Origin of the sequence: uncultured Anaerotruncus sp., from assembly GCF_902490045.1 — a bacterium.
In the GTDB taxonomy this organism is placed as follows: Bacteria; Bacillota; Clostridia; order Oscillospirales; family Ruminococcaceae; genus Anaerotruncus.
Map to the genome: position 1 here is coordinate 1 of NZ_CABUCJ010000075.1, position 11,955 is coordinate 11,955.

Below are 11,955 nucleotides of genomic sequence, written 5' to 3' on the forward strand. Positions count from 1 at the left end.
CAAACTGCGCCGCTCGGTGAGCGACATATCTAAAACCGCCGTCGGTCGACCTCCGACAAACTCCACCGCGCGATAAGCGGCAAAAAAAGAAAGCCCCCGGAAGCAGCGGCTTCCGGGGGCTTTTGAACGAAAAATCAGAAGTGCGGACGCTCCACATAGGAGGTATGCAGGATGCGGTGGGCCAGGTGGCTGCCGAACTCGCCGAAATACTCCTCATAGATCTTGAGCAGCTCGGGGTTCTCGTGGCTCTTGCGCAGGGGCTTCGACTCGTCGGCGTCGTAGAGCGCCTTGGCACGGAGCGCCTTGAGGTCGACAAAGTTGCGCACGCTCGCGGGCTGGACCGGCTGGCCGCCGCCGTTGACGCAGCCGCCCGGGCAGCCCATGATCTCGATGAAGTGGTAGTTCTTCATGCCCGAACGGACCTGGTCAAGCAGCTTGCGGGCGCAGGAGAGGCTGGACGCGACCGCCACGTTGACCGTCAGGTCGCCGATCTGGTAGCTGGCCTCCTTGATGCCCTCGGTGCCGCGGACCTCCTTGAAATCGACGTCCTGCAGCGGCTTGCCGCCGACCCACTCTGCCGCGGTGCGCAGCGCCGCCTCCATGACGCCGCCCGTCGCGCCGAAGATGACGGCCGCGCCGGTCGACTCGCCCATGGCGGAATCGAAATCCTCGTCGGGCAGGGAGGTGAAGTCGATGCCCGCGCGGTCGATCATGCGTGCGAGCTCGCGGGTGGTGAGGGAGACGTCGACGTCGGGGATGCCGGCGCCGGCCGCGTCCTCGTTGTCGCGGCGGACCTCAAACTTCTTGGCGGTGCAGGGCATGATGCCGACCACAAAGACGTCCTTGGGATCCCAGCCCATCTTCTGGGCGTACCAGGTCTTCACCGTGGCGCCGAACATCTGCTGCGGCGACTTGCAGGTGGAGAGGTTGGGGATCATGTCGGGATAGTAGTGCTCGCAGTAGTTGACCCAGCCGGGCGAGCAGGAGGTGATCATGGGCAGGACGCCGCCCGTCTTGACACGCTCGACAAACTCGTGGGCCTCCTCGACGATGGTCATGTCGGCCGCGAGGTCGGTGTCGAACACCTTTTCAAAGCCCATGCGGCGCAGGGCGGCGACCATCTTGCCGGTCACGTTGGAGCCGATCGGCATGCCGAACGCCTCGCCCAGCGTGGCGCGGATGGACGGCGCGGTCTGGACCACGACATGCTTGGTCGGGTCGTGCAGCGCGCGCCAGACGTCCTTGGTCTGGTCCTTCTCGTAGATGGCGCCGGTCGGGCAGACGACGATGCACTGTCCGCAGGAGACGCAGGCCACTTCGCCGAGGTTCTGCTCGAACGCGCAGGCGATGTGGGTGTTGAAGCCGCGCTCGTTGGGGCCGATGACCCCGATGCCCTGCCATTTGGCGCAGGCAGCCACGCAGCGGCGGCAGAGGATGCACTTGTTGTCGTCGCGGACCATGTGGACCGCGCTGTCGTCCTTGGGCCACTCGGGGTTGGAGCCCTCGTAGCGGTGTTCGTCCTCAACCTTGAAGTCGTGGCAGAGCTTCTGCAGCTCGCAGTTTCCGCTGCGCACGCAGGAGAGGCACTCCTTCTTGTGGGTGGAGAGGATCAGCTCGAGGGTGATCTTGCGGGACTCGTAAACCTTTTTGGAGTGGGTGAGGATCTCCATGCCCTCGTTGACCGGGTAGACGCAGGCGGCCACGAGGGATTTGGCGCCCTTGACCTCAACCACGCAGATGCGGCAGGCGCCGATCGCGTTGATCTCCTTGAGATAGCACAGGGTCGGGATTTGGATGCCGGCATAGCGGGCCGCTTCCAGAATGGTGCTGTCTTTCGGCACGGACAAGGGCATACCGTTGATCTTTATATTAACCATTTCTTTTTCCATATCCAGGCACGCTCCTTTCTTACTTTCTCACAATCGCGCCGAACTTACATTTCTCGATGCAGGCGCCGCATTTGATGCACTTGGACTGGTCGATGACGTGCGGGTTCTTGACGGTGCCGGCGATGGCCCCGACCGGGCAGTTGCGCGCGCAGAGGGTGCAGCCCTTGCACTTGTCGGCCACGATCTGGTACTGGAGCAGGTGTTTGCAGACGCCCGCCGGGCAGCGTTTTTCCTTCACGTGGGCCTCGTACTCGTCGCGGAAATATTTCAGCGTCGAGAGCACCGGGTTGGGCGCGGTCTGGCCGAGTCCGCACAGCGCGTTCTCCTTGATGTAGTAGCAGAGCTCCTCCATCTTGTCGAGGTCCTCCATCTTGCCCTCGCCGCGGGTGATGCGGTCGAGCATCTCATAGAGGCGCTTGGTGCCGATGCGGCAGGGGGTGCACTTTCCGCAGCTCTCGTCGACGGTGAACTCGAGGAAGAACTTGGCGATATCCACCATGCAGTTGTCCTCGTCCATGACGATGAGTCCGCCCGAGCCCATCATCGAGCCGATGGCGAGCAGGTTGTCGTAGTCGATCTCGGTGTCGATCAGCGAGGCCGGGATGCAGCCGCCGGAGGGGCCGCCCGTCTGGGCCGCCTTGAACTTCTTGCCGTTCGGGCAGCCGCCGCCGATCTCCTCGACGATCTCCCGCAGGGTGGTGCCCATCGGGACCTCGACGAGGCCGGTGTTGTGGATCTTGCCGCCGAGCGCGAAGACCTTGGTGCCCTTCGATTTCTCGGTGCCCATCGAGGCGAACCACTCGGGCCCGTTGAGGATGATCTGGGGGATGTTGGCCCAGGTTTCGACGTTGTTGAGGATGGAGGGCTTGCCGAAGAGGCCCTTGACCGCCGGGAAGGGGGGACGGGGACGCGGCTCGCCGCGGTGGCCCTCGATCGAGGTCATGAGCGCGGTCTCCTCGCCGCAGACGAAGGCGCCGGCGCCCAGGCGGATGTCGATGTCGAAGTCGAAGCCGGTCTCAAAGATGTTCTTGCCCAAAAAGCCCATCTCGCGGGCCTGGCCGAGCGCGATCTCGAGGCGCTTGACCGCGATTGGGTACTCGGCGCGCACGTAGATGTAGCCCTGGTTCGCGCCGATCGTGTAGCCGGCGATCGCCATCGCCTCGAGCACCGAGTGGGGGTCGCCCTCGAGCACCGAGCGGTCCATGAACGCGCCCGGGTCGCCCTCGTCGGCGTTGCAGCAGACGTATTTCTGTCCGGGAGGCTGGGCCTTGGCGAAGTTCCATTTGAGCCAGGTCGGGAAGCCCGCGCCGCCGCGGCCGCGCAGGCCGGAGGTCTTGAGCGTCTCGATGACGTCCTCGGGGGTCATCTCGGTGAGGACCTTGCCCAGCGCCATATAGCCGTCGTAGGCGATGTACTCGTTGATGTCCTCGGGGTCGATCACGCCGCAGTTGCGGAGCGCGACGCGCTTCTGCTTCTTGTAGAAGTCGGTCTCGTCGAGGGATTTGATCTTGTCCTCGACGACCGTCTCGGTGTAGAGCAGGCGCTTGACGATGCGGCCCTTGAGCAGGTGCTCGTCGACGATCTCCTTGACGTCCTCGGGCTTGACGCGGGAGTAGAAGGAGCCCTCGGGGTAGACGATGACGACGGGGCCGAGCGCGCAGAGGCCGAAGCAGCCGGTCTTGACGACCTTGACCTCTTCGGTGAGCCCGGTCGCGGCGATTTCCTTTTCAAACTCTTCGATAATCTTTGCCGAACCGGAGGACGTACAGCCCGTACCTCCGCAGCAAAGCACATGGGAACGATACATGGTGCGCTTCCTCCTTTCTTACAGCTTGCCGCCGGCGACCGCGCCGATGGTGTACTCCTGAACGACCTGTCCGTTGATCAGGTGCTTCTGGACGATCTGGGCGGCCTTTTCGGGGGTCATCTTGACGTAGGTGACCTTCTCCTTGCCGGGCTCGAAGACCTCGACGACCGGCTCGTACTGGCAGATGCCGATGCAGCCCGTCTGGGCGATGGTGACGTTCTGGAGGTTCTTCTTGGCGACCTCCTCGGTGAACGCCTGGAGCACGGGGCGCGCGCCCGCGGCGATGCCGCAGGTGGCCATGCCGACCACGACGCGGGTGTTGCCGCTGTCGTCGGCGCGGATGCCCATGTTGGTTTTGACCTTGTCCCTCAGAGCCTGAAGCTCCGCTAAGCTTTTCATATGTAAGATTCCTCCGTCCACAATGTGGTTGCGCGTCCTGCCGTCAGGACGCCTGCGTGTCTAAAACCTCCTGCGTGTTTTCGCGGATGAACGAGCCGATGAACCCGACCACCGACGGCTCCGAGAGGGGCACGCCGTCGAGCACCTGCCGGAATTCCCGCGTGTCGGCGGTGAACTCCCCCGCCCCGCGGCGGAAGGTGTAGGTGAAGTCGATGTCGGGGTTGCACTGCACGAGCGAGGCGACGGTCGCCGCGATATCGCCGAGCGGCATGCGGTCGATGTGGGTGAGGCCGAATACCGCCGTCACGGCGGTGCCCTTCCCCGGCTCCGATTCGATCGAGAGGCCTCCCCCCGTCATCTCGGCGCCCATCTTGAGAAACGGCACCCCCAGCCCCACCCTGCGGGTGGTGCGCGTGGTGAAGAACGGGTCGGTGACCCGCTGCACCTGCTCGGGGGTCATGCCGCAGCCGTCGTCCCGCACGGTGATCGTGAGGGTGTCGGCCGCGGGCTGTTCGTCCACCGTGATCTCGATGAGCGAGGCGCCCGCGCGGACCGAATTCTGCGCGATGTCCAGCACGTTCAGCGAAAGCTCCTGCATGGCGTTACTGGTACTTGGCGAGAATGGTGTCGACGTCGTCGACCGTCAGGCGGCCGTAGACCTCGTCGTTGACCATCAGGACCGGCGCAAGGCCGCAGGCGCCCACGCAGCGGCAGGCGTCGAGGCTGAATTTGCCGTCGGGCGTGCACATGCCCGACTGGATGCCGAGCTTCTCCTGGAGCTTCTGGAAGATATCGCCCGAACCCTTGACGTAGCAGGCGGTGCCCAGGCACACGGAGATTTTGTACTGGCCCTTGGGGTTGAGGGTAAACTGGGAATAGAAGGTCGCGACCCCGTAGATTTCCTCCAGCGGGATGTCGAGCCCGAGGGAGATCATCTTCTGCACCTCGATCGGAAGGTACCCGTAGATCTCCTGCGCGCCCTGCAAAACCGGCATCAGAGCGCCCTTCTGGCCCTTGTGCTCCTCGATCACCTTCTGCAGCCGCTGTTCCTGCTCAGCGGTGCCGGTGAAGGGGACCACGGTTTTCGTGTTCGCCATCTGTCTTACCTCCTTGGCATTGCCGTACGCAAAGGGCGTACAGCACCATTATAGAATTGTTATGATTATAACAGAAAATCGTAATGCCGTCCAGATGAATCCCCCGGAATTTTCGCAAAAATGAAACGATTTTCATGACAATTCGACAAAGGCTTCCGGACTTTTCCAATTTCAAGCCCCTCCGCAGATTCCACAGCTTTTGGCGGGGGATTTTGGCGGGCCCGGTCATTGCGGCCCCGCGCGCAAAATGATATAATGTTATGGTATAGACCAACCGCTTTCCCGATTTCCGAAAGGAGCAATGGCCCATGACAGTCAGCGATATCGCCAGGATTCTCAAGGCCGAGGTCCTCTGCGAGGGGGACTCGATGGAGGCCGAGGTACATACCGCCTGCGGCAGCGACATGATGAGCGACGTGCTCGCCTATGTCAAGGACCAGAGCGTGCTGCTCACCGGGCTCGTCAACTCGCAGGTGGTGCGCACCGCCGAAATGATGGACATGGTCTGCATCGTCTTCGTGCGCGGCAAGCGCCCCGACGAACAGATCCTCTCCCTCGCGCGCCAGCGGGGGATCGCCGTGCTTTCGACCCCCTACCGCATGTTTACCGCCTGCGGGCGGCTTTACGACAACGGCTTGAAGGGTGGCTGTGAAACCGATGTCTGATACGATCAACCTCACCTACGACGTCCCGGGCGACGACTTCACCCGCGCGGGCGAGGCGTCGAGCGACGTCAAGGGAGTCCTCAAAAAGCTGGGCCTCTCCCCGCAGGTGGTGCGCAAGGTCGCCATCGCCATGTACGAGGGGGAGATCAACATGGTGATTCACGGCGGCGGCGGGCAGATCACCGTCGAGGTGGCGGCCGACGCGGTCACGATGAAGCTGGTCGACCACGGCCCGGGCATCAGGGACATCTCGCTGGCCATGCAGGAGGGCTGGTCCACCGCGCCCGAGGAGGTGCGCAACCTCGGCTTCGGCGCGGGCATGGGCCTGCCGAACATGAAGAAATACTCCGACGAGATGGAGGTCGTCAGCGAGGTCGGCGTCGGCACCACCGTCAACATGAAGGTGTACGTCGCCTGATCCGCGTTTCCCCCGGGGCGGGCAGGATTTATCTGGGAGGCCGTCATGATGGATACCACGAACTTCTTCCACTCGGTGACCCTGGACCGGGATAAGTGCCACGGATGCATCAACTGCGTCAAGCGCTGCCCCACCGAGGCCATCCGCGTGCGCAACGGCAAGGCGAAGATCATCAAGGAGCGGTGCATCGACTGCGGCGAGTGCATCCGGGTCTGCCCGCACCACGCCAAGCAGGCGATCTTCGATCCCATCTCGGTGATGGACAGCTTCGACTATAAGATCGCGCTGCCCGCGCCGAGCCTCTACGGGCAGTTCAACAACCTCGACGACATCGACCTCATCCTCGGGGCGCTGACCCTCATGGGGTTCGACGACGTCTACGAGGTCGCGCGCGCGGCGGAGCTCGTGAGCGACGCGACCCGTCGGTATATGATGCGCGAGGACATCAAGCGCCCGGTCATCTCCTCCGCCTGCCCGGCGGTGCTGCGGCTCATCCGGGTGCGCTTCCCCGAGCTCATCGACAACATCCTCCCGCTGCATGCGCCCATCGAGGTGGCCGCGCGGGTGGCCAAGGCGCGCGCCGCCGAAAAGACGGGGCTGGCGCCCGAAAAGATCGGCGCGATCTTCATCTCCCCCTGCCCGGCGAAGGTGACGGCGGTCAAGATGCCGCTGGGCACCGAGAAGAGCGCCGTCGACGCGGTGCTCGCCATCCGGGAGGTCTACCCCAAGCTGATCAGCCTCATGCGCAAGGTGCCCGCCTCGGTGGACATGGCGGGGGCGGGCCGGATGGGCATCGGCTGGGGCAGCAGCGGCGGCGAGGCCGCCGCCGCGCTCAAGGAGCGGTATCTCGCGGCCGACGGCATCGAAAACGTCATCCGCGTGCTCGAGGACCTCGAGGACGAGAAGTTCTACGACCTCGACTTCGTCGAACTCAACGCCTGCTCGGGCGGCTGCGTCGGCGGGGTGCTCGGGGTGGAGAACCCCTACGTCGCCAAGGCCAAGCTCAAGCGCATCCGCAAATACCGGCCCGTCTCCTGCAACCACCTCGGGCAGGAGGACCTCTCCCCCTACACCTGGGACGCGCCGGTCGAATACGAGCCGGTGCTCGAACTGGACGCGGACATCCGCACCGCGATGGAAAAGATGAAGATGATGCGGGAGATCGAGGGGCGGCTCTACGGCATGGACTGCGGGTCGTGCGGCGCGCCCTCCTGCAAGGCGCTCGCCGAGGACATCGTGCGGGGGTTCGCCACCGAGGAGGCGTGCATCTTCAAGCTGCGCGAGGAGATCCGCGGGATGGCCGAGGGGCTGCGGCGGCTTTCGAGCGTGATGCCCAAGGTCGCGGCGGCGGAGACCGAAGAAAAGGAATGACCGGGGGGAATCGACATGACGGTAAAACAGCTTGCCGAACAGGCCGGACTTAAAATCCTCGCGGGGGAGGACTCCCTCGGCCGGAAGATTGAAAGCGTCTACAGCTGCGACCTGCTCAGCTTTGTGATGGGGCGCGCCCCCGCGGACAGCGCGTGGGTGACGGTCATGGGCAACGTCAACGCGATGGCGGTGGCGATGCTGGCCGACGTGGCCTGCGTGGTGCTCGCCGAGGGCGCGGCGCTCGACGACGACGCCAAAAGCAAGGCGGAGATGAACGATATCGCGGTGCTCTGGTCGGAGAAGCCGGTCTTCGACGCCGCGCTGGACATCCACACCCGCATGTCCGGGGCCTAGCGGGGTCGGCGAATTTGGGAGAGGAGGCGAACCGATGCGGCCGGTGTTTTATGACCTGCATATCCACTCCTGCCTCTCCCCCTGCGGGGACATGGACATGACCCCCAACAACATCCTCAACATGGCGCTTCTGAAAGAGCTCGACCTCATCGCGCTGACCGACCACAACTCCTCCAAAAACTGCCCGGCGCTGCTGCGCGCCGCCGAGGGGTCAGGCCTCACGGTGCTGCCGGGCATGGAGCTGACGACCGCCGAGGAGGTGCACGTCGTCTGCCTCTTCCCCGCACTGGAAAATGCGATGGATTTCGACGGGTATGTGCATGAACGCCTGCCCGACATCGACAACGTCCCCGAGATCTTCGGCCCGCAGCAGATCCTCGACTGGCGGGACGAGCCCGCCGGCCTCGAGCAGAAGCTGCTCATCAACGCGACGACGATCGAAATCTCCGACCTGCCCGCGCTCGTCAGGGGCTACGGCGGGTTCTGCTATCCCGCGCACATCGACCGCGCGAGCAACAGCGTGCTCTCCAACCTCGGCTTCATCCCGCCCGAATGCGCTTTCCGCGCCCTTGAGGTCGCGAACCCGGAGGCGTTCTTCGCGGACGGGAGGAATCAGGCGTACAAAGAGGGGTACGCTATCGTTACAAGCTCGGACGCGCACTATCTCGAAAACCTCTCCGAGCGGGAACACTGCATCCACCTCGACACGGTGGATTTTGAAGGGCTGGCGAAGCGCCTCGCATGAAAATGAAAAGAATCGAATGGATCATCCTCGCGGCGGTGGTCGCCGTGTGCGCCGGACTGGCGCTTTTCTTTTATTGGCCGCGCTCGGGCGACACGGTGGCGGTCGTCTCGGTGGACGGGGCGGAGTTCTGCCGCATCGACCTCGGCAGGACCGCGCGGCCCTACACCTTCCGCATCGAGGGGGAGACGGGCAGGCCGGTCTCCTTTGAGGTCGCCGACGGGCGTGCGCGCTTTGTCGGGGTCACCTGTCCCGACCACATCTGCGAACGCACCGGATGGTGCGGCGCGCCGGGCGAACGGGCGGTCTGCATGCCCAACCGCACCACCCTCGTCTGCTATGAGCGCGGGGAGCTGCCGCCCGGCGACGGGGCCCGGTGGGTCACCGAGTCGGACCACCCCTAGACGGCGCGCGGCGGAAACGCGCGGCAGGAGAAATCCGGCCGCGTGAAATTTGACGTTTGAACCGGCCGCAGGGCGGGAAAGATAGAAGCAAGCGGCTGCCTGCTTTCCGTCCCACGCGCCGCGCGTCTGCGGCCGCGCAGGGCACCCTCCCTGCCGCAAGGCCCGCGCTTACGGCTGCGCCGGGCGGCCTGCCTGCGCCAAAAGCTTTGAAGGGGTCCGGGGGGAACTTTCCCGAAAGTTCCCCCCGGTTGAAAAAAAAGACAAACTGTGATAGACTTTTTATACGGGGCGGGCGCTGCCCGCCGGGACGCCTGTCAAAAAAGGAGGCATTGCCATGGACGCGGTACAACGGGTGATCGACTGGGGAATGGAACGGTTCCGGGGATTCTCCGTCCGGGACGTCGCGATCTTCAAAACCTGCCTGCTGTCGATCGGCACGCTGCTCGGGGTGTATTTTGTAAAGCCCCTCAAAAAGCTCGCGCCGGTTGTGTGGGTGGCGGCCGTCGCTTCCTATGCCTATTTGATCTGGAGGATGTTCTTTGCCGATGAACAACAGTGACCCTGACCGCAAGATCATTGACTTTGATAAGATTAAACGCCGGGAGCAGAACCGCCACCGGGCGCGCCGCCGCGCGGGCTGGATTACCGCCGCGGTGATCGCGGCGGCGGTGCTGGTCGTCGGCGTTTTTCTGTTTTTCCAGTTCCGCGAGGCGGTGGAGGACAAGGGCTTCTGGCAGAACTTCAACTCCGCCGCGGTCGCCGCGCTTTGATTTCCAATGGAAAGAATGAACCGCAGATGAAGAAAAACAGACTCTACACCCTGCTCGCGCTGCTCGTGATCCTCTTCTGGGGGACGACCTTCGTGTCGACCAAAATCCTGCTGACGCGGCTCTCCCCCGTGCAGATCATGCTGCTGCGCTACCTGATCGCCTACGCGGCGCTGCTCGTCATCCATCCGAAATTTCACCGCCCGGAGGGGCTGCGTCAGGAGCTGTGCTGCATCGCCGCGGCGCTCTGCGGCAGCACCCTCTATTTTCTGGCGGAAAACACCGCGCTCTCCTATACGCAGGCCTCCAACGTGAGCCTGCTCATCTCGGCCGCGCCCATCCTCACGTCGGTCGTGGCGCACCTTTTCACGCGGGACGAGCGCCTCACCCGCCACGCGTTCTACGGTTTTTTCCTCGCGATGGCGGGCATCTTCCTCGTCGTCTTCAACGGACACTTCGTGCTGAAGCTTTCCCCGGCGGGCGACCTGCTCGCCCTGGCGGCCGCCCTCTCGTGGGCGTTTTACACGGTCATCCTGCGCAAGATCGACAGCCGCTACCAGCCGGTCTATATCACCCGGCGCATCTTCTTCTATTCGATCGTCACCATGCTGCCCTGCCTGCTCTTTGACCGCGCGCCCTTCGACCCTGCGGTGCTGCGCCTGCCCGAGGTGTGGGGGAACCTGCTCTTCCTCGGGGTCGTGGCCTCCTCCCTCTGCTATGTGCTCTGGTACCATGTGGTCGGGCAGCTCGGCGCGGTGCGCGCCAACAATTTCGTCTACCTCAACCCGCTCGTCACGATGCTCGCGTCGGTCGCCGTGCTCCACGAGCGGATCACCCTGCTGATGCTGGCGGGCGCGGGACTCATCCTGATGGGCGTCATGATCGCCGAGGGGACCTTCCCGCGCAGGAACCAGCCCCAGCCCGCCAATACGCCGTAAGGAGGGCGCGCTTTGGACAAACAGAAGATCAGGGGCTACTGTATCGTATCGGCGTTTACCGTGGTCCTCTACCTCGCGCTGAGCAACATGGACCGCCTGACGGGGGCGCTGCGCGTCGCGGGCGGCCTGCTGGCCCCCTTTTTTACCGGCGTGGCCATCGCCTTCATTCTCAACAATGTGATGGTCCTCTTTGAAAAGAAGGTGTTTTACCGGCTCGCGGAGGGGAGGAACCCCCGCTCCGCCCGGCTGGTGCGGCCGCTTTCGCTCGTGTCCACCTACCTGGTCACCTTCGCCGCGGTCGGCGTGCTGCTGTGGGTCGTGGTGCCGCAGCTGGCCGCGAGCGTCGTCACGCTCGGCAACAACATCCCCGCCTATCTGGAATCCCTCCGGGTGCTGGGCGGACGGCTCCAGGGGGAGCTCGCCCTGCCCGCCGAGGCGCTCGAGCAGCTTTCCGCCTGGTTCTCCCAGGCGGCGGACGCGCTGCTGAATTTCCTCGTCGACTTTGTCCCGCGGATGCTCGGATATGTCGTCTCGTTCGGCGGCGGCGTGGTCACCTTTGTCATCGGCGTCATCGTATCCATCCACCTGCTGATGAGCAAGGAAAAGCTGCTCTCCCAGGCCGGCCGCCTCGGGCGCGCCTTCCTGCCCGCGCGGGCCGCCGGATGGCTGGGCGGCGCGGCGCAGGTCTCGATCGAAACGTTCGGTAACTATGTCTCCGGGCAGCTGCTCGACGCGCTGATCGTCGGGATCGTGAGCGTGATCGGCCTTTCGGTTTTCCGCTTCCCCTATGCGATGCTGATCGGCGTCGTCATGGGCGTCACCAACATCATCCCCTTCTTCGGGCCGTTTATCGGCGCGGTGCCGGGGGTCTTCCTCCTGTTGATGATCGACCCCCTTCGCGCCCTGTGGTACATCCTCTTCGTGGTCGTCGTCCAGCAGGTCGACGGCAACATCATCGCCCCCAAGGTGATCGGCGGCTCGGTCGGGCTGCCGCCGCTGTGGGTGCTCTTCGCCGTGACGATCGGCGGCGGGCTGTTCGGGGTGGCGGGCATGATCCTCGGCACGCCCGTCTTCGCAATCATCTATATCCTGCTCGGACGCGCC

Annotated in this window: 15 protein-coding genes; 10 read left to right on the forward strand and 5 right to left on the reverse strand. The window is 64.2% G+C overall.

Annotated features, from left to right (window positions below; translation table 11 throughout):
- Positions 1 to 134: 134 nt before the first annotated feature.
- The 5 genes from RDM88_RS08650 to RDM88_RS08670 are packed head-to-tail and all read right to left on the reverse strand — an operon-like array spanning position 135 to position 5,192.
- Complete coding sequence (locus tag RDM88_RS08650; RefSeq protein ID WP_308754460.1) at positions 135 to 1,889, reverse strand: NADH-dependent [FeFe] hydrogenase, group A6; 1,755 nt, start codon at positions 1,887 to 1,889, stop codon at positions 135 to 137.
- 19 nt (positions 1,890 to 1,908) lie between these two features.
- Positions 1,909 to 3,696, reverse strand: a complete 1,788-nt coding sequence (locus tag RDM88_RS08655) for an NADH-quinone oxidoreductase subunit NuoF (RefSeq protein WP_308754461.1) — start codon at positions 3,694 to 3,696, stop codon at positions 1,909 to 1,911.
- 18 nt (positions 3,697 to 3,714) lie between these two features.
- Positions 3,715 to 4,095, reverse strand: a complete 381-nt coding sequence (locus tag RDM88_RS08660) for a (2Fe-2S) ferredoxin domain-containing protein (RefSeq protein ID WP_308754462.1) — start codon at positions 4,093 to 4,095, stop codon at positions 3,715 to 3,717.
- A gap of 43 nt (positions 4,096 to 4,138) precedes the next feature.
- Positions 4,139 to 4,693: an ATP-binding protein gene (locus RDM88_RS08665; protein WP_308754463.1), complete on the reverse strand. Its 555-nt coding sequence runs from the start codon at positions 4,691 to 4,693 to the stop codon at positions 4,139 to 4,141.
- A 4-nt stretch (positions 4,694 to 4,697) separates the two neighbouring features.
- On the reverse strand, positions 4,698 to 5,192 hold the full coding sequence (locus tag RDM88_RS08670; RefSeq protein WP_302823256.1) for an NAD(P)H-dependent oxidoreductase subunit E: 495 nt from the start codon (positions 5,190 to 5,192) through the stop codon (positions 4,698 to 4,700).
- A 308-nt stretch (positions 5,193 to 5,500) separates the two neighbouring features.
- On the opposite strand from RDM88_RS08670, the gene RDM88_RS08675 reads away from it, so the two are divergent.
- The 10 genes from RDM88_RS08675 to RDM88_RS08720 form a co-directional block, all read left to right on the forward strand.
- Positions 5,501 to 5,857 (forward strand): DRTGG domain-containing protein, encoded by a 357-nt coding sequence (locus tag RDM88_RS08675; protein WP_302823255.1) that lies wholly within the window; start codon positions 5,501 to 5,503, stop codon positions 5,855 to 5,857.
- Complete coding sequence (locus RDM88_RS08680; RefSeq protein ID WP_302823254.1) at positions 5,850 to 6,275, forward strand: ATP-binding protein; 426 nt, start codon at positions 5,850 to 5,852, stop codon at positions 6,273 to 6,275. The genes RDM88_RS08675 and RDM88_RS08680 overlap by 8 nt, the downstream gene beginning before the upstream one ends.
- 48 nt (positions 6,276 to 6,323) lie before the next feature.
- Complete coding sequence (locus RDM88_RS08685) at positions 6,324 to 7,646, forward strand: [Fe-Fe] hydrogenase large subunit C-terminal domain-containing protein (protein WP_302823253.1); 1,323 nt, start codon at positions 6,324 to 6,326, stop codon at positions 7,644 to 7,646.
- Positions 7,647 to 7,661: 15 nt separating this feature from the next.
- Positions 7,662 to 8,000: a hypothetical protein gene (locus RDM88_RS08690; protein ID WP_308754464.1), complete on the forward strand. Its 339-nt coding sequence runs from the start codon at positions 7,662 to 7,664 to the stop codon at positions 7,998 to 8,000.
- 34 nt (positions 8,001 to 8,034) lie between these two features.
- Positions 8,035 to 8,745 carry a PHP domain-containing protein gene (locus tag RDM88_RS08695; RefSeq protein ID WP_308754465.1) on the forward strand — a complete coding sequence of 237 codons (711 nt, stop codon included), beginning with the start codon at positions 8,035 to 8,037 and terminating at the stop codon, positions 8,743 to 8,745.
- The gene (locus RDM88_RS08700) at positions 8,742 to 9,146 is read left to right on the forward strand and encodes a NusG domain II-containing protein (RefSeq protein ID WP_308754466.1); all 405 of its coding nucleotides are present in this window, start codon (positions 8,742 to 8,744) and stop codon (positions 9,144 to 9,146) included. Before RDM88_RS08695 ends, RDM88_RS08700 begins: the two co-directional genes overlap by 4 nt.
- Positions 9,147 to 9,480: 334 nt before the next feature.
- Positions 9,481 to 9,705 carry a hypothetical protein gene (locus tag RDM88_RS08705; protein WP_308754467.1) on the forward strand — a complete coding sequence of 75 codons (225 nt, stop codon included), beginning with the start codon at positions 9,481 to 9,483 and terminating at the stop codon, positions 9,703 to 9,705.
- The gene (locus tag RDM88_RS08710) at positions 9,692 to 9,916 is read left to right on the forward strand and encodes a hypothetical protein (protein ID WP_308754468.1); all 225 of its coding nucleotides are present in this window, start codon (positions 9,692 to 9,694) and stop codon (positions 9,914 to 9,916) included. The genes RDM88_RS08705 and RDM88_RS08710 overlap by 14 nt, the downstream gene beginning before the upstream one ends.
- Positions 9,917 to 9,942: 26 nt before the next feature.
- Positions 9,943 to 10,851 carry a DMT family transporter gene (locus tag RDM88_RS08715; protein WP_308754469.1) on the forward strand — a complete coding sequence of 303 codons (909 nt, stop codon included), beginning with the start codon at positions 9,943 to 9,945 and terminating at the stop codon, positions 10,849 to 10,851.
- A 12-nt stretch (positions 10,852 to 10,863) separates the two neighbouring features.
- The coding region (locus tag RDM88_RS08720) for an AI-2E family transporter (RefSeq protein WP_308754470.1) at positions 10,864 to 11,955 on the forward strand (1,092 nt) is incomplete at its 3' end.

What these genes read in the sequence shown, in the direction of transcription:
- RDM88_RS08650 (WP_308754460.1), bottom strand. Translation starts at nt 1,889, where the DNA reads ATGGAAAAAGAAATGGTTAATATAAAGATCAACGGTATGCCCTTGTCC.
- RDM88_RS08655 (WP_308754461.1), bottom strand. Translation starts at nt 3,696, where the DNA reads ATGTATCGTTCCCATGTGCTTTGCTGCGGAGGTACGGGCTGTACGTCC.
- RDM88_RS08660 (WP_308754462.1), bottom strand. Translation starts at nt 4,095, where the DNA reads ATGAAAAGCTTAGCGGAGCTTCAGGCTCTGAGGGACAAGGTCAAAACC.
- RDM88_RS08665 (WP_308754463.1), bottom strand. Translation starts at nt 4,693, where the DNA reads ATGCAGGAGCTTTCGCTGAACGTGCTGGACATCGCGCAGAATTCGGTC.
- RDM88_RS08670 (WP_302823256.1), bottom strand. Translation starts at nt 5,192, where the DNA reads ATGGCGAACACGAAAACCGTGGTCCCCTTCACCGGCACCGCTGAGCAG.
- RDM88_RS08675 (WP_302823255.1), top strand. Translation starts at nt 5,501, where the DNA reads ATGACAGTCAGCGATATCGCCAGGATTCTCAAGGCCGAGGTCCTCTGC.
- RDM88_RS08680 (WP_302823254.1), top strand. Translation starts at nt 5,850, where the DNA reads ATGTCTGATACGATCAACCTCACCTACGACGTCCCGGGCGACGACTTC.
- RDM88_RS08685 (WP_302823253.1), top strand. Translation starts at nt 6,324, where the DNA reads ATGGATACCACGAACTTCTTCCACTCGGTGACCCTGGACCGGGATAAG.
- RDM88_RS08690 (WP_308754464.1), top strand. Translation starts at nt 7,662, where the DNA reads ATGACGGTAAAACAGCTTGCCGAACAGGCCGGACTTAAAATCCTCGCG.
- RDM88_RS08695 (WP_308754465.1), top strand. Translation starts at nt 8,035, where the DNA reads ATGCGGCCGGTGTTTTATGACCTGCATATCCACTCCTGCCTCTCCCCC.
- RDM88_RS08700 (WP_308754466.1), top strand. Translation starts at nt 8,742, where the DNA reads ATGAAAATGAAAAGAATCGAATGGATCATCCTCGCGGCGGTGGTCGCC.
- RDM88_RS08705 (WP_308754467.1), top strand. Translation starts at nt 9,481, where the DNA reads ATGGACGCGGTACAACGGGTGATCGACTGGGGAATGGAACGGTTCCGG.
- RDM88_RS08710 (WP_308754468.1), top strand. Translation starts at nt 9,692, where the DNA reads ATGAACAACAGTGACCCTGACCGCAAGATCATTGACTTTGATAAGATT.
- RDM88_RS08715 (WP_308754469.1), top strand. Translation starts at nt 9,943, where the DNA reads ATGAAGAAAAACAGACTCTACACCCTGCTCGCGCTGCTCGTGATCCTC.